Annotated in this window: 21 protein-coding genes and 1 pseudogene; 9 read left to right on the top strand and 13 right to left on the bottom strand. The window is 66.8% G+C overall.

The genetic code is table 11. The features are described from left to right. Nucleotides 1–15 precede the first annotated feature (15 nt). From GH815_RS04045 to GH815_RS04055, 3 genes are all read left to right on the top strand, one after another. Nucleotides 16–1,020 carry an NAD(P)H-binding protein gene (locus tag GH815_RS04045; RefSeq protein ID WP_153747474.1) on the top strand — a complete coding sequence of 335 codons (1,005 nt, stop codon included), beginning with the start codon at nt 16–18 and terminating at the stop codon, nt 1,018–1,020. A 60-nt stretch (nt 1,021–1,080) separates the two neighbouring features. Continuing rightward, on the top strand, nt 1,081–1,350 hold the full coding sequence (locus GH815_RS04050) for a DksA/TraR family C4-type zinc finger protein (protein WP_153747475.1): 270 nt from the start codon (nt 1,081–1,083) through the stop codon (nt 1,348–1,350). Nucleotides 1,351–1,462: 112 nt separating this feature from the next. Next, nucleotides 1,463–1,657: a heavy-metal-associated domain-containing protein gene (locus GH815_RS04055; protein WP_153747476.1), complete on the top strand. Its 195-nt coding sequence runs from the start codon at nt 1,463–1,465 to the stop codon at nt 1,655–1,657. A gap of 33 nt (nt 1,658–1,690) precedes the next feature. Here the strand turns inward: GH815_RS04055 and GH815_RS04060 are convergent, their stop codons facing one another. The 9 genes and pseudogenes from GH815_RS04060 to GH815_RS04100 form a co-directional block, all read right to left on the bottom strand. Continuing rightward, nucleotides 1,691–2,911 carry a cysteine desulfurase gene (locus tag GH815_RS04060; protein ID WP_153747477.1) on the bottom strand — a complete coding sequence of 407 codons (1,221 nt, stop codon included), beginning with the start codon at nt 2,909–2,911 and terminating at the stop codon, nt 1,691–1,693. Further along, a complete protein-coding gene (locus tag GH815_RS04065; RefSeq protein WP_153747478.1) occupies nt 2,904–3,506 on the bottom strand; it encodes a Yip1 family protein in 603 nt (200 codons plus the stop codon). Before GH815_RS04065 ends, GH815_RS04060 begins: the two co-directional genes overlap by 8 nt. A 19-nt stretch (nt 3,507–3,525) precedes the next feature. Next, the gene (locus tag GH815_RS04070; RefSeq protein WP_153747479.1) at nt 3,526–4,017 is read right to left on the bottom strand and encodes a YIP1 family protein; all 492 of its coding nucleotides are present in this window, start codon (nt 4,015–4,017) and stop codon (nt 3,526–3,528) included. Nucleotide 4,018: 1 nt separating this feature from the next. Further along, a complete protein-coding gene (locus tag GH815_RS04075) occupies nt 4,019–5,308 on the bottom strand; it encodes a SufB/SufD family protein (RefSeq protein ID WP_153747480.1) in 1,290 nt (429 codons plus the stop codon). Beyond that, nucleotides 5,308–6,063: a Fe-S cluster assembly ATPase SufC gene (gene sufC, locus GH815_RS04080; protein WP_153747481.1), complete on the bottom strand. Its 756-nt coding sequence runs from the start codon at nt 6,061–6,063 to the stop codon at nt 5,308–5,310. Before sufC ends, GH815_RS04075 begins: the two co-directional genes overlap by 1 nt. Nucleotides 6,064–6,275: 212 nt before the next feature. Further along, nucleotides 6,276–6,605, bottom strand: a pseudogene (locus tag GH815_RS19130) (DMT family protein); the annotation flags it as partial. A gap of 48 nt (nt 6,606–6,653) precedes the next feature. Then, nucleotides 6,654–8,180, bottom strand: coding sequence for a Fe-S cluster assembly protein SufB (gene sufB / locus GH815_RS04090; protein WP_153747483.1), 1,527 nt, complete (start codon nt 8,178–8,180; stop codon nt 6,654–6,656). A gap of 53 nt (nt 8,181–8,233) precedes the next feature. Next, nucleotides 8,234–9,277: a cysteine desulfurase family protein gene (locus tag GH815_RS04095; protein WP_153747484.1), complete on the bottom strand. Its 1,044-nt coding sequence runs from the start codon at nt 9,275–9,277 to the stop codon at nt 8,234–8,236. A gap of 66 nt (nt 9,278–9,343) precedes the next feature. Then, on the bottom strand, nt 9,344–9,805 hold the full coding sequence (locus GH815_RS04100; protein WP_153747485.1) for a Fe-S cluster assembly transcriptional regulator IscR: 462 nt from the start codon (nt 9,803–9,805) through the stop codon (nt 9,344–9,346). A 150-nt stretch (nt 9,806–9,955) separates the two neighbouring features. Here GH815_RS04100 and GH815_RS04105 point away from each other — a divergent pair, with 150 nt between their 5' ends. Together GH815_RS04105 and GH815_RS04110 are read left to right on the top strand one after the other, a co-directional pair. Then, nucleotides 9,956–10,609 carry an alpha/beta hydrolase gene (locus GH815_RS04105; protein WP_153747486.1) on the top strand — a complete coding sequence of 218 codons (654 nt, stop codon included), beginning with the start codon at nt 9,956–9,958 and terminating at the stop codon, nt 10,607–10,609. A 13-nt stretch (nt 10,610–10,622) separates the two neighbouring features. Then, complete coding sequence (locus tag GH815_RS04110; RefSeq protein WP_153747487.1) at nt 10,623–10,880, top strand: hypothetical protein; 258 nt, start codon at nt 10,623–10,625, stop codon at nt 10,878–10,880. A 22-nt stretch (nt 10,881–10,902) separates the two neighbouring features. On the opposite strand, the gene GH815_RS04115 is transcribed toward GH815_RS04110, so the two are convergent. Together GH815_RS04115 and GH815_RS04120 are read right to left on the bottom strand one after the other, a co-directional pair. Next, nucleotides 10,903–12,459 (bottom strand): methyl-accepting chemotaxis protein, encoded by a 1,557-nt coding sequence (locus tag GH815_RS04115; protein ID WP_153747488.1) that lies wholly within the window; start codon nt 12,457–12,459, stop codon nt 10,903–10,905. Further along, complete coding sequence (locus GH815_RS04120) at nt 12,456–12,770, bottom strand: hypothetical protein (protein ID WP_343030654.1); 315 nt, start codon at nt 12,768–12,770, stop codon at nt 12,456–12,458. The genes GH815_RS04115 and GH815_RS04120 overlap by 4 nt, the downstream gene beginning before the upstream one ends. 297 nt (nt 12,771–13,067) lie before the next feature. Between GH815_RS04120 and GH815_RS04125 the strand changes: the two genes are divergently transcribed. The 3 genes from GH815_RS04125 to GH815_RS04135 all read left to right on the top strand — a co-directional run bounded on the left by GH815_RS04125 (nt 13,068) and on the right by GH815_RS04135 (nt 16,164). Next, the gene (locus tag GH815_RS04125; RefSeq protein ID WP_153747489.1) at nt 13,068–14,282 is read left to right on the top strand and encodes an NADP-dependent isocitrate dehydrogenase; all 1,215 of its coding nucleotides are present in this window, start codon (nt 13,068–13,070) and stop codon (nt 14,280–14,282) included. 135 nt (nt 14,283–14,417) lie between these two features. After that, on the top strand, nt 14,418–15,593 hold the full coding sequence (locus GH815_RS04130; protein WP_170290290.1) for a Hint domain-containing protein: 1,176 nt from the start codon (nt 14,418–14,420) through the stop codon (nt 15,591–15,593). Further along, on the top strand, nt 15,556–16,164 hold the full coding sequence (locus GH815_RS04135) for a YitT family protein (protein ID WP_153747491.1): 609 nt from the start codon (nt 15,556–15,558) through the stop codon (nt 16,162–16,164). Before GH815_RS04130 ends, GH815_RS04135 begins: the two co-directional genes overlap by 38 nt. Before the next feature lie 66 nt (nt 16,165–16,230). Here the strand turns inward: GH815_RS04135 and GH815_RS04140 are convergent, their stop codons facing one another. Beyond that, complete coding sequence (locus GH815_RS04140; RefSeq protein ID WP_153747492.1) at nt 16,231–17,247, bottom strand: M48 family metallopeptidase; 1,017 nt, start codon at nt 17,245–17,247, stop codon at nt 16,231–16,233. Further along, the gene (locus tag GH815_RS04145; RefSeq protein WP_153747493.1) at nt 17,228–18,277 is read right to left on the bottom strand and encodes a YjgN family protein; all 1,050 of its coding nucleotides are present in this window, start codon (nt 18,275–18,277) and stop codon (nt 17,228–17,230) included. The genes GH815_RS04140 and GH815_RS04145 overlap by 20 nt, the downstream gene beginning before the upstream one ends. Nucleotides 18,278–18,374: 97 nt before the next feature. Here GH815_RS04145 and GH815_RS04150 point away from each other — a divergent pair, with 97 nt between their 5' ends. Continuing rightward, nucleotides 18,375–18,710: a DMT family transporter gene (locus tag GH815_RS04150; RefSeq protein ID WP_343030655.1), complete on the top strand. Its 336-nt coding sequence runs from the start codon at nt 18,375–18,377 to the stop codon at nt 18,708–18,710. The last annotated feature ends 46 nt before the right edge of the window (nt 18,711–18,756 follow it).

The following is an 18,756-nucleotide window of genomic DNA, read 5'->3' on the forward strand; positions in this document are numbered from 1 at the left end:
GCAAGGAGCCCGATGATGAGTGCGACCGACAGACCCCTGCCCTCGCCCCGGCCGCGCCGGGTGCTGATGCTGGGCGCGACCGGCACGATCGGCCGGGCCACGGCCGTTGAACTGGCCGCGCGCGGGCATCAGCTTGTCTGCCTCGTGCGGCCGGGCTCGGGCGCGGCGGCAGCGCGCGGCCTGCCTGCGGGGGTTGTCGCGCGCGAGGTCGACATCACCGACCCGGCCGCGCTGGCCCGCGACGGGATCAGGGGCGAACGGTTCGATGTGCTGGTCTCCTGCCTTGCCTCGCGCACCGGGGCGCCGCGCGATGCCTGGGCCATCGACCACCAGGCCCATTGCGACGCGCTGGCCGCCGCGCGCGCGGCCGGGGTCGGACATGTGGTGCTGCTGTCGGCGATCTGCGTGCAGAAGCCGCTGCTGGAATTCCAGAAGGCGAAACTTGCCTTCGAGGCGGATCTGATCGCCTCGGGGCTCGATTATTCCATCGTGCGGCCCACCGCCTTCTTCAAGTCGCTGTCGGGCCAGGTCGCGCGGGTGCGACAGGGCAAGCCCTTCCTGATCTTCGGCGACGGCACCCTGACCGCCTGCACCCCGATCAGCGATGCCGATCTGGGGCGGTTCATGGCCGATTGCCTGGACGATCCGGCGCTGCGAAACCGCATCCTGCCCATCGGCGGCCCCAAACCCGCGATCACCCCGCGCGAGCAGGGCGAATACCTGTTCCGCGCATTGGGGCAGGAGCCGAAATGCCGCTCGGTCCCGGTCGGGATGATGGATGCGATCATCGCGGTGCTTGGGCTTCTGGGCCGCGTCTCGCCCAAGATGCGCGACAAGGCCGAGTTTGCCCGGATCGGCCGCTACTATGCTACCGAATCGATGCTGGTTCTCGACCCCGCAACCGGGCGTTACGATGCCGAGGCCACGCCCGCCTATGGCACCGAAACGCTGTTCGACTATTACGACAGGCTGCTCGCAGACGAGGAAAAGGTCGATCTGGGCGCGCATGCGATGTTCTGAACCCGCGGCGCGCGACAATCCCCGCCCCATCGGCTAGACTGCCGGTACGGAGGGCGCAGCATGGCAGGCGGCTGGGCGCGGGATGGCGCCGTGCAGGATCAGATCGACGCCTCGATCGAGGACGAACTGCGGCGGATGCAGGCTCGGCCGGTGCCCCGCGGCGAAAGCCTGCGCCAGTGTGTCGAATGTGACGAACCGATCCCTGAACCGCGGCGGCAGGCGATCCCGGGCGTCAAGCTTTGCGTCGAGTGCCAGCAGGCGCGCGACTCAAGGCCGGTGCAGCGCGGCGGCATCAACCGGCGCGGGTCCAAGGACAGCCAGTTGAAGTGACGCCCCGCACGGCCGCACGGTCCGGGTCTTTCTCCCGAATTGTTGGCTTGACCTTCCAGTAGCGGCAACCCCGATACGTTGCGCCTTCGCGAATCCAGCAAGAGGTCCAGACATGCGATTCTCCGTTCCGGACATGATCTGCGGGCATTGCACCGCGGCGATAGAGGCAGCGATCATGGCGCGGGATCCGTCCGCGCGGATCCTTTGCGACCTGAATGCGCAGATCGTTCAGGTCGAAAGCGTGCTGGACCCATCCGCGGTCGCCGCCGCCATCGTGGCGGCGGGCTATGGCGTGACGACGATCTGAGCGGTCGGCTTCAGGCTGGCCTTGCCGTCAGGCTCAGGCGAACAGGTCGTGGCACAGTTCCAGCGCCTCGACCAGTTTGTCGACCTCGGCACGGGTGTTGTACATCGCGAACGAGGCCCGGCAGGTCGCACTCACCCCCAGATGCGCCATCAGCGGCCCGGCGCAATGATGACCGGCACGCACCGCCACGCCCCGCTTGTCCAGCACGGTCGAAATGTCATGCGGATGCGCCGGGCCGTCGAGCAGGAAGGAAAAGATCGCGCCGCGCCGCTCGGCATGGCCATGCACCTGCAACCAGTTCAGCCCCGAAAGCCGCGCCATCGCGTAAGAGGCCAGATCGGCCTCATGCGCGGCAATCGCCTGCATCCCCACGCCCATCATGTAGTCAAGCGCCACGCCCAGCCCGATCTGCTGGACTATGGCGGGGGTGCCCGCCTCGAACTTCATCGGCGGATCGGCATAGCTCACGCTGTCCTTGTGGACCTCGCGGATCATGTCGCCGCCGCCGAAGAAGGGGCGCATCTCGGCCAGCCGTTCCTTGCGGATATGGATCGCGCCCGAGCCGGACGGGCCGTAAAGCTTGTGCCCGGTGATGACGTAGAAATCCGCCCCCAGCGCATCGACATCGACCGGCATGTGAACGGCGCCCTGGCTGCCATCGACCAGCACCGGCACGCCGCGCTCGCGCGCACCCCGCACGATGGCACCGACATCGACCACGGTGCCCAGCACGTTCGACATCTGGGTGACGGTAACCAGCCGGGTCCGCGGGCCGATGGCGTCTATCACCGCCTGCGGGTCAAGATTGCCCGCCGCGTCCACATCGACCCATTTCAGCACCACCCCCTGCCGTTCGCGCAGGAAATGCCAGGGCACGATATTGGCGTGATGCTCCATCACCGACAGCACGATCTCGTCGCCGGGCTGAAGCCGCGGCGCGGCCCAGGCATAGGACACAAGGTTGATGCCATGCGTCGCGCCCGAGGTGAACACGATCTCGTCCTCGTCGGCCGCACCCAGAAACCGCGCGACGATGCCGCGCACGGCCTCGTACTTTTCGGTCGCAATGTTCGAAAGCGTGTGCAAGCCCCTGTGAACATTCGCATATTCGTCCTCATAGGCGCGCGTCACCGCCTCGATCACCGCGCGCGGCTTCTGCGCCGAGGCCCCGTTGTCGAGATAGACCAGCGGCTTGCCGTTCACCTCGCGCGAGAGGATCGGGAAATCGGCGCGGATTTTCTCGACATCATACATCCGACAGGGCTCCTCCGAAGGTGATGCCAAAGATCGACAGCAGGATGCTCATCCCGACCACGATGCCCATCATCGAGGCCAGGATCATGAAAAAGGTCTTCATTGCTGACGAGAATCCGTGAAGAACGGTCACGAAATTGCTGAGAAGATAGAAGAAAAGACCAATGCCGACCAGCCCGACCAGCCCCGCCAGCGGCGGCAGGATCAGCAGGAACACGGTCTGGACGACCTGCAAAAGCACCATGATGACCTGAAGCCAGACGGTGATCGCCAGCGCGCCCGCAAAGCTGCCGAACCCGCCAAAGGCCCGGCCGATGGCATAGACCGCATAGACCGTCACCACCAGAAGACCGCCCTGCACCACCGCGATCAGCAAGGGATTCTCGCCAAAGATCGGCACCAGCGGGTCAGCGGGCGTCGGCACCAGCAGATCGCCCAGACGGGTCAGCAGCACGCTGACGGCCACCACCGCCACCAGCGCCTGCCACAGCACACCCTCGGGCAGGTCAAGCGCGAGGATGCGGCGCGCGCCTTCGCGCGGGTCGCTTACGGTGTCGCGCGCAAGCGCGAGCAGAGAGGGGGTGCTGTCGGACATGGGGCGATCTTCCTGGATCTCAGACACGGCCGCTTTTCTCGGCCTCGGCCAGAGACAACAACCAGATCGCCGCGAACGCAACCGTAAGAACCGACGCAATCAGGTTCGTGATAGCCCCCGCGCCCAGAAATCCGGACACAAGACCGAAGGCAAGGATCGCAGGCGAGACCGCCAGCACTGTCCAGAACAGCGCCAGACGCGCGCCGTAGAACGTGCCAGAGCCCCCCATCATCCGGGCAAAGAGGTGGCTGAACCCCGCGATGGCGTAGAAGAACAGCGGCGCCAGAAACATCCATCCGAACAAAGCTGCGCCCAGCAATGCCTCTAGCGGGACCGCGTCGCTCATCAGGGATTCGCGCATCAGGCGGGGCCATTGCGCCACGAAGATCAGAAAGCAGCCCAGCATCAGGTAGACCAGCGCGCGGTCTTCGCGCTGGCCGGCCTGCAACTGGCGCCGGATCGCGGCGCGCGGGCCGCGCCACGTCGCCACGATTTCCTTGACGATGGACATCCTACCTCCGGTGACGGGCCAGCCATTGGGCAAGCCGCTCGACGATCTCGTCGCGGATCACGTCCGATTCGATCTCCTCGACCGCCTCGGCGATGAAGGACAATACCATCAGGTCCACCGCCTCGGCCCGCGGCACACCGCGCGAGCGCAGGTAGAACAGCGCCCTCTCGTCGATCGCCCCGCTGGTCGAGCCATGCGAACAGGCCACGTCATCGGCATAGATTTCCAACTCGGGCTTGGCCAGGAACTGGCTGTCCTCGTCCAGCAGAAGCGATTGCGAGATCTGGTAGCCATCGGTCTTCTGCGCGCCGGGCTGGACAAGGATCTTGCCCTGGAATACCCCCGTCGCGCCGTTCTTGAGCACCTTCTTGAAGACTTGGCGGCTTTCGCAACGCTCGGCGTCATGGGTGATGAAGATCGTGTCGTCATGGTGGAAATCCGACCCGTCGCCCAGACAGGCCCCCGCCACATGCGCCACGCCCTCGTCGCCGGTCAGCTCGATCACGCATTCGTTGCGCGTCAGCGCCCCGTTCGCCGTCATGGTAAAGGACTTGAACGTGCTTTCCTGGCCCAGCCGGGCAAAGACATGGGTCACCGCGCGGCGTTCATGGTCGCGCCCCTGCACCCGGACATGATGGAAGGCGCCGCCATCGGCGATGTCGACCTCCATCACCTTGTTGAACCGCGCAGCCGCCGGGCCGTTTTCCAGAACGGTCAGATCGGCGCCCGGCTCGATCCTGATGACGTGATGCAGGATCGCGTCTGAAGTATCAGATTTATGAAGGTAAATCAGGTTCACTGGCTTCTCGGCCCGGCCCGTCGCGCGGATCAGGACGCCATCGGTCGCAAAGGCCGTGTTCAGCGCCGCCATCGGACGTTCCACGGGTTCCTGCCCGCGCGCCTCGAGCGTGCCGTAAAGCTCGGCCGCCCAGTGGATGTCCAGCGCCTGCGCCTCGGCCAGACGGGTGATCTCGACGCCTGCCAGTGCGGGATCGTCCGAGGCAGCGGCGTCAAACACGCCATCGACAAAGACCAGCCGCAGCCGGTCCATGGCGTGAAAGACCGGGTTTTCGCTCGGCTCGAACACCGCGGCGGGCACCGGCGCAGGCGTCACGAGATCGGCGGGATTGGTGAAACGCCAGTATTCGTCGCGCCGCCCCGGCAGGCCCATCGCCTCTAGCCGCGCGCGGGCGCCAAGCCGGCCAAGCCGGGTCCAGCCCGGCGCCTCGGGCATCGCGAGCGCGGCAAGCCGCGCCTCGGTCGCGGTCAGTTTCGCCTGCGGCAGCCCCATCACGCCGCCTCCCCGATCAGGTCGGCATAACCGTTCTTCTCGACTTCCAGCGCCAGTTCCGGCCCGCCGGTCTTGATGATCCGGCCATCGACCATGATATGCACCACGTCGGGCACGATATGATCCAGCAGGCGCTGGTAATGGGTGATGACAAGAAACGCCCGGTCAGGGCTGCGCATCGCGTTCACGCCGTCCGAGACCAGCTTCAGCGCATCCACATCCAGCCCCGAATCGGTCTCGTCGAGGATGCAGATCTTCGGCTCCAGCATCGCCATCTGAAGGATCTCGTTGCGCTTCTTCTCGCCGCCGGAAAAGCCCATGTTGACGGGACGCTTCAGCATCTCGGCGTCGATCTTCAGATCCCTGGCGCGGGCGCGCACCTCTTTCAGAAAGGTCGCAGCATCCATCTCGGGCTCGCCGCGGGCCTTGCGTTGGGCATTTACCGCGGTGCGCAGGAAGGTCATGTTGCCCACGCCCGGAATTTCCACCGGGTACTGGAAGGCAAGAAAAAGGCCCGCAGCCGCGCGTTCCTCGGGCTCCATCCCCAGGATGTCCTGGCCCAGAAGCGTCGCGCTTCCGTCGGTCACCTCATAGCCGTCGCGGCCTGCCAGAACATAGGACAGGGTCGACTTGCCCGACCCGTTCGGCCCCATGATCGCATGCACCTTGCCCGCCTCTACGGTCAGGGTCAGACCCTTGAGGATCTCCTTGCCCTCTTCTTCAAGAGAGGCGCGCAGGTTATTGATTTCCAGCATCTTTCTTTTCCTTCACCCAAGGGTTTCGACGATCCCCGGCACGGGCATCCCCGGAATGTTGTCGGTCCCGACGGTCATCCCCGTCCTTCCGTTCCTGTTGCATCCTGCGCCGCGGCGCTTGCCGCGCGGTCGGGCGCAGGCGCATCAATCGCGTCTATCAGGCCGATCGGCTCGGGCAGCGGCACCTCGTCTGTCCGCGCCCCCGGCGCAAAGAAGACCAGCGCCGCGCCCGCCGCGATCAGCGTGAACCCCAGGATGACCTGCCAGCCGATGGCCTCGCGCAGATAGAGCACCGAAAAGCCGACGAAGACCGTCAGCGTCAGCACCTCCTGAATGGTCTTGAGTTGCGCGGCGGAATAGACCTGATGGCCCAGCCGGTTCGCCGGCACCGCCAGCCAGTACTCGAAGAACGCGATGCCCCAGCTGACCAGCACCACCACGGCCAGCGGCGCCGCCTTGAACTTGAGATGGCCGTACCAGGCGAAGGTCATGAACACGTTCGACACCGCCAGAAGGCCGATCGGCGCAAGATATGGCCACATTGCCGCGCGTCTCCGAAATGCCTGCCCCGACGCTCTCCGCCTGCGCCATCACCCCACCGAACCCTCAAGGCTGATCGCCACGAGGCTTTGCGCCTCCATCGCGAATTCCATCGGCAGGGCTTGCAGCACCTCCTTGCAGAAGCCGTTGACGACAAGCGCCACCGCGGCCTCCTCGTCGATGCCGCGCGCGCGGCAATAGAAAAGCTGGTCGTCATCCACCTTGGAGGTCGTCGCCTCATGTTCCACGCGGGACGAATTGTTGCGCACCTCGATATAGGGCACCGTATGCGCGCCGCACTTGTCGCCGATCAGCAGGCTGTCGCACTGGGTATAGTTGCGCGAATTCTTGGCCTTGGGATGCATCGACACGAGCCCGCGATAGGTGTTCTGCGCATGGCCCGCGCTGATCCCCTTGGACACGATGCGCGAGCGGGTGTTCTTGCCCAGATGCACCATCTTGGTGCCGGTATCGGCCTGCTGCCAGTTGTTGGTGATGGCGATCGAGTAGAACTCGCCCTGGCTGTCATCGCCCCGCAGGATGCAGGAGGGGTATTTCCACGTCACCGCCGAGCCGGTCTCGACCTGCGTCCACATCACCTTGGACCGCGCGCCGCGGCAATCGGCGCGCTTGGTGACGAAATTGTAGATGCCGCCCTTGCCATGCTCGTCGCCCGGATACCAGTTCTGGACGGTGGAATACTTCACCTCGGCATCGTCCAGCACCACGATCTCGACCACCGCGGCATGAAGCTGCGCGGTGTCGCGCTTGGGCGCGGTGCAACCTTCCAGATAGGACACATAGGCGCCCTTGTCGGCGATGATCAGCGTGCGCTCGAACTGGCCGGTATTCTCGGCATTGATGCGGAAATAGGTCGACAGCTCCATCGGGCAGCGCACACCGGGCGGCACATAGACGAAGGAGCCGTCCGAAAAGACCGCCGAGTTCAGAGTGGCATAGAAATTGTCGCTCTGCGGCACGACCGAGCCCAGGTATTTCTTCACCAGCTCCGGGTGAGTGCGGATCGCCTCCGAGATCGGGCAGAAGATCACGCCCGCCTGCTCAAGCTCCTTCTGGAAGGTGGTGCCCACGCTGACGGAATCGAACACAGCATCCACGGCCACCTTGCGCCCCTCGGCAGGCGCATCCTCGGCGCCCTCGACGCCGGCAAGGATCATCTGCTCCTTCAGCGGGATGCCGAGCTTCTTGTAGGTTTCCAGTAGCTTCGGATCGACCTCGTCCAGCGATTTCGGCTTTTCGGCCATGCTCTTGGGCCGGGCATAGTAATACTGTTTCTGGAAGTCGATCTCGGGATAATCGACCATCGCCCAGTCGGGCTCTTCCAGTTGCTGCCAGCGCCGGAACGCGGCCAACCGCCACTCGGTCATCCATTCGGGTTCTTCGTTCTTGGCCGAGATCAGCCGCACGATCTCTTCGGAAAGGCCCATCGGGGCGTATTCCATCTCGATCTCGGTTTCCCAGCCATACTTGTACTTGCCCGCCATCGACTGGACGGTTTCGACCGTCTCGCGGATCTCCGTGACGCCTTCGTGATCGGCATTGTCCAAAGCAGCCATGTGATCCTTCCGCCTCTCCTGCCGGGCCCATCGGGGCACCGGTCAAACCCGTTTCAGCCCGCCCGGGCCCTGATCCTCGCCGCCGCCGCAAGCCAGGCCTCGGCGAACCGCATCACATCCTCTTCCCGCAGCCCCGGCCCCAGCGAGACCCGCACCGCAGAGGCCGCCGCCTCGCCCAGGCCCATCGCCCGCAGCACGCGGCTTGCGCGCAGCTTGCCCGAGGAACAGGCCGAGCCCGCGGAAATCGCGAACCCGGCAAGGTCCATCTGCATCACCTGCGTCTCGCCCTTCCAGCCCGGAGTGGCGAAGCACGAGGTGTTTGGCAAGCGTGGCGCAGCTTTCCCGACAAAAATAGTCTCGTTTGCGCCAGCCTCAATGGTGTTTTCTAGAATATTTCTAAGATGCTCGATTTCGAGCCATTTTCCAGCAGAAAGTTCCCGCGATGCCGCTTCCGCAGCCGCTCCGAAGCCCGCGATGCCCACAACATTCTCGGTTCCCGCCCTCCGGCCCAGCTCCTGCCCGCCACCGCGGATTCGCGCCTCAAGCGCGATCCCGCGCCGCAGCACCAGCGCGCCCACCCCCTTGGGGCCCCCGATCTTGTGGGCCGACACCAGCGCCATGTCGCAGCCCAGCCAGTTGAACGCCACCGGCAGCTTGCCGAAGGCCTGCGTCATGTCGCAGACCGCGATGCCCGGCGGCAGGTCCTGGATCACGCCGGTCTCGGAATTGGCCAGTTGCAGCGCGCTGCGCGCGGGATCGGCCACGCTGACCTGCCCTTTCCGGTCCACCGGCAGGCAGGGATCGACCCAGGCCGCGACCGAATCATGCTCGATATCGCCCGCCACCAGCCCCCGCCCCGCGCAGGCCAGCGCGGCGGCCTCGCTCGCGCCCGAGGTAAAGACGATCTCGGCCCCCTCTGCCCCCAGGGCCGCGGCAACCTGCGCGCGCGCCTTCTCGACCAGCGCGCGGGCCGCGCGCCCCTCGGCATGCACGCTGGACGGATTGCCCACCAGATCCATCGCCGCGACCATGGCCGCGCGCGCCTCGGGCCTCAGCGGCGCCGTCGCGTTCCAGTCCAGATAGACGCGCCCGCCCATGCCCTTCCTTCTTCTGGCCTCAAATATCCCGGGGGAGTCCGCGTCAGCGGACGGGGGCAGCGCCCCCTAGTCGTCGTCCACCACCTCGAACAGCGCCGGCACGGCCGGACAGGGCGCCAGATCGTTGGCGGTCACATCCGACAGCCGCGTCTGGTGCAGGAACACATAGACATGCGCCGACAGCCCCTCCCACAAACGGTTGGTCAGCGATTGCGCGCGCGAGCCCGACATCCCGCCCGACGCGCCCGCGCCCTTGTGCATCGCGCTCACCGTCTCGTCGACCGCCGCCAGCACATCGACCACCCGGATCTCGGAGGCCGGCCGCGCCAGCCGGTAGCCGCCGCCCGGGCCGCGCACCGAGTCCACAAGCCCCGCGCGGCGCAGCTTGACGAACAATTGCTCCAGATAGGGCAGAGAGATGTCCTGCCGCTTCGATATCTCGGCCAGCGACACCAGCCCGTCGGCAGGCGTCAGAGCCAGATCGACCAGCGCGACCATGGCATAGCGGCCCTTCGTGCTCAGTTTCATCGACGCCCTCCCGCAGACGGTTGACGCAGCGCGGGCGGGCCATTACCTCGGAATGCACCCCGGGCCCGCGCCCGCCGGGTGATCCTGTCCTTATGTAGCCCGGCCTTTCGCGTCAAGAAATGGCGGGCTCCCGCGAATGAGAAGAACCGCATGCCCGAGGTGATCTTTCCCGGCCCCGAAGGCCGTCTCGAAGGCCGCTACCATCCGCAGAAGGACAGGGACGCCCCCATCGCCATCGTGCTGCACCCGCATCCGCAATTCGGCGGCACGATGAACAACCGCGTGGTCTACAACCTGCATTATGCCTTTCACCGGCTGGGCTTCACCGTGCTGCGGTTCAATTTCCGCGGCGTGGGGCGCAGCCAGGGCGAGTATGATCAGGGCATCGGCGAGCTGTCGGATGCCGCGGCCGCGCTGGATTACCTGCAATCCATGAACCAGAATGCCAAGCATTGCTGGGTCGCGGGCTTTTCCTTCGGGGCGTGGATCGGCATGCAGCTGCTGATGCGGCGGCCCGAGATCACGGGCTTCGTCTCGGTCAGCCCGCCCGCGAACATGTACGATTTCTCGTTCCTCGCCCCCTGCCCGTCCTCGGGGCTGGTGATCCATGGCTCGGCCGACCGCGTCGCGCCGCCCGCCGATACCCGTTCGCTGGTGGACAAGCTGCACGAGCAGAAGGGCATCACCATCACCCATGACGAGATCGAGGGGGCGGATCACTTCTTCCAGGATCCGCATATGGACACGATGATCGATCATGTCAGCGCCTATGTCCGGCGCCGCCTGACCGAGGGCACCCGCTGACGGAGGCAACGGCGTGGCGATTCTCGACGATCTCGCCGATGCGCTGGCCCGCGAGGCGCTGGAACTGGCCGAAGAACTGGATGACGAGCGGCTGATCGACGAGATGTCCAAGGCGATCGGCGAATCCTCGCCCACCACCCAGGAAGCCTTCATGACCGCGGTGCGGATCCGGCGCGCCCTTGGCCGCGGCCGCGCGGTGATGGAACGCAAGCGCGGCACCCGCGCCCTGCCCCCGCCCGAGCCGGCGCCCGACCGCGCAGGGCAGGACTAGCCGGCGCGCAATCCTCGCGCAGTCAGGCGACGCTGCGCATCGCCAGGGTCACCTTGCGGCCCGCCATATCCTGCAGCACGAATCCCGCAAGCGCATCGTCCAGTTCGCCCGCGCCTCGCGCCATGCGCGCGCCCATCGCCGACATTTCCTCGGCCAGCGCCGCATTGGTCTGAAGGCTTTCGTCGATCCGGGATACCGCGCCGTTCATCTCGGACAGCGCATCCGACTGCGCGCGCGCAGAGCGGGTGATCGCGGTCACGCGCAGGCTGGCCTGGTCGATCTCGGCGCCGATCCCGTCCAGCGCACCGCCCGCCCGCGCCACCAGCCCGGCACCGCTGGCGACATGGTCGGCCGATGTCTGGATCAGCGTCTTGATGTCGCGCGCGGCATTGCCGGTGCTCTGGGCCAGTGCCCGCACCTCCGAGGCGACCACGGCAAAGCCCTTGCCCGCCTCGCCCGCCCGCGCCGCCTCGACGCCCGCATTCAGCGCCAGCAGGTTGGTCTGGAACGAGATGTCGTCGATCAGCTGGATGATGGACGAGATCTCGGCCGAGCTTTTCTCGATCAGCGCCATCGCACCGATGGCATCGCGCACGATCGCCGCCGCGTCGGCCGCGCTGCGCGAGGCGGTTGCCGCGCCGTCGCTGACCTCCTGCACCCCGTCCGCCGTCTCGGCCAGCGAGGTGGCCAGGATCTTCAGCGCGCGGGCAACCTCGGTCACGTCATGGGCCTGGCTTTCGACCCGGGCCGAGACATTGCCCGCAGCGGCGGCGATGGCCGAGGCGCCGTGGTGAACGTCGGCCGCCGCCGCCGCCGCACCACCCAGGCTTTCGGACAGCATCGCGACCGCGGTGTTGAAATCCTCTCGCAGTGCTTCATGTGCCGCAGGCAGGGGCGTGGCGATGGTGCAGCGCAGATCGCCCGCCGCCATCCGCGCCAGTGCCTCGCTTAGGGTTTCGACCACCGTCTCGGTATCGGCGCCCGCGCGCTCGGCATCGCGGCGCGCGGTCTGCGCCTCTTGTGCCAGGGCCTGTGATTCGTGCCGTTCCTCGATCAGGGCCGCACGCTGGCGCTGGGCCTGGAGCATCGAGATGGTCAGGATCGCACCCTCGATCACCACGATGCCGCCATGCAGCGCGGTGCGCCCCAGATTGGCTACCAGATCGGCCGAGGGATAGACCAGCGCGGGCATCACGAAGCTGAGCGACAGGTGATGCACCGCCGTCACCGCACAGGCCAGGATCAGCGCGGGCACGCTGCGCATGGTCGATATGATGGCAAGCACCGCAAAGAACATCATGTGCGAATCGATCTGCCAGCCATGCCCGGCAAGCGCGGCCGTGAACAGCGCCGACAGCCCGATCAGCCCGACCGCGATCACCTCGCGCCGCCTGGCGCTGCCGGTCCGGCGCGCGATGATCCCGGCCCCGGCGAACAGCACCGCCATCACCAGCAAGGGCAGGATCGGATTACCGACCAGCCAGGCCGCCGCCACCGGCAGCGGCACCATGCCGATCAGCGCCCGTTCGGCCAGCTTGCAGGCGCCGCGCTCGGCGGTCAGTTCGTCAAAATCGTTCATGGAATCTCTCCATCAAAGCCGCAAAGCGTCAACAGCGCCGCCGCGTCCAGCACCACCCAGGCCCCGGCGGCACGCGCCTGCGCCGGCCGGTCAAGCACCGCGAAGCGCGCGATCGGGGCGATGCGCGGGCCGATCTCGTGGCCCCCCGCCGCCGCGATTGCCGCCGCCGCCCCCCCGGGCGGAGCGATCACCAGCGCCGGCCGGCCCGCCGCCGCCGGTCCCGCCATGACCAGCGTCACCGGCACCGTGGCGAGCGCCAGCATCAGCGTCAGCCCCAGCAGGGCGGCATCGGAGAAGGTCGCGCGTGTCACGCCCAAAGCGATGCGCCGGGATGCTTGCCAAAGGATGAACAAGGACGCGCAAAGGACGATTTTCCCGCGGCCGATCCGCTTCCTGCGCGCCCCTGCCCGCCTTTTGTGCAGGCATTCGTCGCCCGGACGCGCCGCCGGGCGCCGGGTCTGCCGGATTGCCCCCCGGACCACAGATCCCCCTGCCCGCGCGGCTTGGGTCCACCATGGTATACGAGCGCATACCGCTCTGGCCTGAGACGGTGAAATCGGTTATGACCCTGCTCAGGCGCGATTCCCGCAATCCAGAACGAGGGGCCCATGACGAAGATCAAAGTCGACAACCCGGTCGTCGAACTCGACGGCGACGAGATGACCCGGATCATCTGGGACTTCATCAAGAAGAAGCTGATCCTGCCCTATCTCGATGTCGACCTGCTCTATTACGATCTCGGCATCGAGGAACGCGACCGGACCGACGACCAGATCACCATCGACGCCGCCGAGAAGATCAAGGAGGTCGGCGTCGGCGTGAAATGCGCCACGATCACCCCCGACGAGGCGCGCGTCGAGGAATTCGGCCTAAAGAAGATGTGGAAATCGCCCAACGGCACGATCCGCAACATCCTTGGCGGCGTCGTCTTCCGCGCCCCGATCATCTGCCGCAACGTGCCCCGCCTGGTGCCGGGCTGGACCCAGCCCATCGTGATCGGCCGCCACGCATTCGGCGACCAGTACCGCGCCACCGACATCAAGTTCCCCGGCCCCGGCACGCTGAGCCTGAAATTCGTCGGCGATGACGGCACGGTGATCGAGGAGGAGGTGTTCAAGGCACCCTCCTCGGGCATCTACATGGGGATGTACAATCTCGACCAGTCGATCATCGACTTCGCGCGGGCCTCGATGAACTATGCGCTGTCGATGGGCTGGCCGCTCTACCTGTCGACCAAGAACACCATCCTGAAACAGTATGACGGCCAGTTCATGCTCCTGTTCCAGAAGGTGTTCGACGAGGAATTCGCCGACCTGTTCAAGGCCAAGGGCATCACCTACGAACACCGGCTGATCGATGACATGGTCGCCTGCGCGATGAAGTGGAACGGCGGCTTCGTCTGGGCCTGCAAGAACTATGACGGCGATGTGCAGTCCGACACCGTGGCTCAGGGCTTCGGCAGCCTCGGGCTGATGACCAGCGCGCTGATGACGCCCGATGGCAGGATCGTCGAGGCCGAGGCCGCGCATGGCACCGTCACCCGCCACTACCGCCAGCACCAGCGCGGCGAGGAAACCTCGACCAACTCGGTCGCCTCGATCTATGCCTGGACCGGCGGGCTCAAGCATCGCGCCAAGCTGGACGGCAACGAACCGCTTGCCCATTTCGCCGAGACGCTGGAACGCGTCGTGGTCGAAACCGTCGAAGCGGGCTTCATGACCAAGGATCTGGCGCTTCTGGTCGGGCCGGACCAGAAATGGCTGACCACCATGGGTTTCCTGGAAAAGGTCGACGAGAACCTGAACAGGGCGCTGGCGGGCTGAGCCTGCCCAGGACCACGACAGAAAGGGCCCCCGCCGCGGGGCCCTTTTCATGCGCGGGCCCGCGTCGCGGTCAACCCATCGTTAGACATGTTCGCGCAGGATCGGCGCAACCGCTCTGCCCAGGGATTGCGCCCGATGCCGATGATCCAGATCTACGACTGGTCGCAGGTTGCGGTACCCGCATCGCTGTCCGGCCAGCACCTGCTCTACGCCACCCATGCCAACGTGCCCGGCACCCCTCACTACAACCCCTTCGCGCCAGGCTGGACCGGAAAGACCTATAGCTATACGGGCGGCAGTCCGACCAAGGTCTTCATCGACGATGACGACGCGTATTTCGAGGATGGCTATGTCGAGACCGGCGCGCCCGCAACGCTGAGGCATGACGTCACCCTCAACGGCAAGACCTTTGCCGCCGGATCGATCATCGAGAACGAGTTCGCACTGACCGACGCAGGCGGCGTCCGGGTCTGGGTGGTGCGGATCAATGGCGAGAATGTGGGCTTCGCTCCGCAGGCCGCCTATCCCGTCATCCCGGCCGGCTCGACCTTCACCCCCACCAAGGGCAGCGACGGGCTCGCGGCCGACAGCAGCGACGGACAGGCAAGCGCGGTGCTTTATTCCGGCGTTGTCTGCTTTGACGAGGCGGTGCAGATCGCCACGCCCGGCGGCCCCCGGCTCGCAGGCGCATTGCGGCCGGGTGACATGGTGCTGACGGCCGATCACGGCGCCCGCCCGGTGCTCTGGGCCGGGCGCACCGACAGGGTGCTGAGCGGGCCGGACGATCCCGCCCGCCCGATCCGGATTGCCGCCGGTGCGCTGGGCGGCGGCCTGCCCGCGCGCAATCTGGTGCTTTCGCCGCAACATCGCGTGCTGCTGGCCGGGCCAGAGGTGGCGCGCCGCTGCGGCATGCCCGAAATCCTCGTTCCCGCCCGGGCGCTTCTGGCGCTCGAAGGGGTGCGGGTGATGCGCGGCAAGCGGGCGATCGGCTATGTCCACCTGCTGCTCGCGCGCCACGAGATCCTGACCGCCGAGGGTTTGGCCGTCGAAAGCTTCTATCCCGGCCGGATGGCGCTGCGCCTGCTGCCGCCCGCCCAGCGCGCCGCGCTGGCCCGCCACCTGCCCGCGGATGGCTATGGCCCCTTCGCCCGCCCTGTCCTGACCTGCCGCAGGGGGCAGGCGCTGGCGCGCAGCCTCTGGCCCCGCTCGGGGGCGAAGGCCCCTGTCGACATGCCACTGGACAAGGCGCAAGCCACGCGCCATCCCGCATCCCATGACGGATCGGACCGCGCCACGCCACAGCCTGCTTGACGATGCCCAGGGGCTGGTCGTCGGCACGCTGCTTGTCGCGCTGTCGGTGCAGCTGCTTCAGGGCGCGGGGCTCGTCACCGGCCAGATCGCCGGGCTCTCGCTCGTTGCCGCCTATGCCTCTGGCTGGCCCTTCGGCGCGGTCTTCTTCGCGCTGAACCTGCCCTTCTACATCCTGGCGCTGCGCCGGATGGGCCGCGCCTTTGCGCTCAAGAGTTTTGCCGCGGTGGCGCTGCTGTCGGTCTTCACCGAAACGATGCCCTCTCTCCTGCGCGTCGAGACCGCCCACCCGGCCCTCGCCGCGCTTCTCGCAGGCATCACCGCGGGCGCGGGGCTGCTGGCGCTCTTTCGTCATGGCGCGAGCCTCGGCGGTGTCGGCATCCTGGCGCTCTGGCTTCAGGACAGCCGCGGCATAAGGGCGGGCTGGGTGCAGCTTGGCTTCGATGCCGCGGTCTTCGCGCTGGCCTTCGCGGTGATCGCACCGATGACGGTGCTCTGGTCGCTGATCGGCGCGGCGATCCTGAACCTCATCATCGCGACGAACCACCGCCGCGACCGCTACATCGCGCGTTGAGCCTGTCCTTCTTCTGGCCTCAAATATCCCGGGGGGAGTCCGCAAGGACGGGGGGCAGCGCCCCCCTTACCCGCCTTGGCCCAGCAAGTCCCGCACGGCCCGCGCCCGGTCCGCCGAAAGCGGATGGGTCGACCGCCAGGCCGGACCCTGCGCGCCGGTGATGCGGTCAAGCTCCTCGAAGAACCGGATCAGCGCCGCAGGATCAAAGCCCGCCCGCGCCGCGATCTCTATCCCCAGCGCATCGGCCTCGTGTTCATGGGCGCGCGAATAGGCCAGAGACAGCAACAGGTTACCCTCAAGCAGGACATTCTCCAGCACCGGCCCCACATCGCCCGCGATCAGCGCGACCAGCACATAGACCGACAGCGAGCGGTAGAGCTGGCGCAGGCCGTGCCGGGCGCTGACATGGGCGATCTCGTGGCCGAGCACGGCGGCGATCACGTCCGGATCGGGGAAGGTCTGGGCGAACTGGTCGGTCAGCACCACCGTTCCGCCCGGCAGCGCAAAGGCGTTTGGTCCGATCATCGGCATGTCGCGCAGCATCAGCCGATAGGGACCATGGGGCGGGGGCGGCGCGGCCGAGGCGAGCGCGGCAATCTCGGCCTGCTGCACCTCCGGCAGCGCGGTTTCCTTGGCCAGAACCCGGTCGATGGCGGCCAGATTGCCCCGGTCGATCGCTGCAACAAGCGTCGGCGGCGTCAGCGCGATGGCAGCCGCCACCAGCAGGTCGAGCCCGTAGCGCCAGATCAGCCAGACCCCGATCAGGCAGCCCGCCACCACCGCGGCAAGCCGCGGATGCCACGTCTCGGCCCGCCTGAGCCAGTCGCCGCGCGCAGGGCCAAGGGCGGCCTCCAGCGCGTCATGGTCCCGTGTCTCGAACACCCAGCCGCCTTGCAGCACCGCCCGCGACGGCCCGCCCGCGATCCGTGCCGCGTGCCGCGCCGGACCTTCGGCCAGTACCGTGCCGGTCTCGTCGATCAGCCGGGCAAGCCCGCCCTCGACGACCAGGCGCGCGCGGTAGCGGCGCGAGGTCTCGGGGCCATAGCCCTCGCCCGGCAGGCCGTCAGACGGGAAGCCCGACATCTATCCCCTCGAGATCGGTATAGGCCTGCCCCAGCGCGCCGACCCTGGCAGCCTCGGCGGCGGTAAAGCCGTCAAGATCGCCGTTCACGATGACATGGCTGTGCGCGGCCTGATAGGCGGCCATGCGGATGCGCGCCCAGGGCAGCAGCAGCCCCAGCGAGACGACCACCGCCAGCGCGTTCGAAATCCCGATCCAGACCAGCCGCAGCGGCGCGATGTCCGAGACGAAGGCATGACCGCCCTCCAGCACCGTTCCGGCAAAGACCGCGTTGCGGATAAATGCCTGATAGATGAAGCCCGCCGGCAGGACCGCGACCACCAGAACCGCCAGCGGCACAAGCGACAGCAGAACCTGACGCGGGTCGGGCCCTGCCCCCCTGAGCGCGGCGGGATCAATCGGCCCGATCAGCGCCACCAGAAGCGCGACCGCGACAAGCCCCACCCCCACGGCCCAGAGCCCCGCCAGCAGGAACGCCCGGTAGAACGGGCCGATCCCGCTTTCGAAGCGAAAGCGCGCGGTGCCGAAGCGGTGGCCGTTCACCACATGCGACCGCACCGCGCGGGCAACGAAGGGAAAGGCCAGATACAGCGTGAAGATCGCAAGGAAGGGATAGAGCAGATAGACCCGGAACGCCCGCCAATAGCTGCCCTCGAACCCGAAGCGTAGCCCCGAAAAGCTGGTCATCCGCGCGTTGAAGGCCAGGCTGCGGTTCAGAAGCCAGGGCACCAGAAAGATCAGCCCGACCGGCAGCAGCACCGCCATGACCGGGATCGCCGAGAGCAGCGAGAACGCGGCAAGCGCCACGACCACGATGATCCGCCCGATCAGGATTTGCAGCCCCGTCGCGTGATAGTCGAAGGACCGCCCGTCGATCGACAGGTTCTGCTTGAAATAGCGCTGGGTGCGCACCTTGGCCCAGGCCGAATAGATGCCGATGGTCAGGATCGTCAGCAACAGGTTCACGATCCAGATGCCGAAATAGGCGCCGGTCTGCCCGGTAAAGACCACCCTGTGCGTCGTCAGGCTCATCCGGCCCTCCTGTGGTTTCCGCTTTTGCTTGCCCAACCCGGGCCGCCGCGCGACTGTCTTGCCCGATCATGTAATTTTCAGGACCGGAAGGCGACCAGTGCCGAAATCCTATCTTTTCCTTCTCGTGGCCATCCTGACCGAGACGCTCGCGACCTCGGCCTTGCAGGCCAGCCAGCAATTCACCCGGCTTCTGCCCTCGGTCATCGTCGTGCTGGGCTATGCGCTGTCCTTCTACCTGCTCTCGCACGCGCTCAAGACAATTCCCGTCGGCATCGCCTATGCGGTCTGGTCGGGGCTGGGGATCGTGCTGATCGCGCTGATCGGCTGGCGGGTCTTCGGCCAGCGCATCGACCTGCCCGCGGTTCTGGGCATGGCGCTGATCCTTGCGGGCATCCTGGAGATCCACCTGTTCTCGAAAAGCGCGGCGCACTAGCATTGGTGCTGGCCTTTTGGGGCAAAAGCCACTATCCGCAGCGCAA

Origin of the sequence: Rhodovulum strictum, assembly GCF_009649175.1 — a bacterium.
Classification (GTDB): Bacteria; Pseudomonadota; Alphaproteobacteria; order Rhodobacterales; family Rhodobacteraceae; genus Rhodovulum; species Rhodovulum strictum.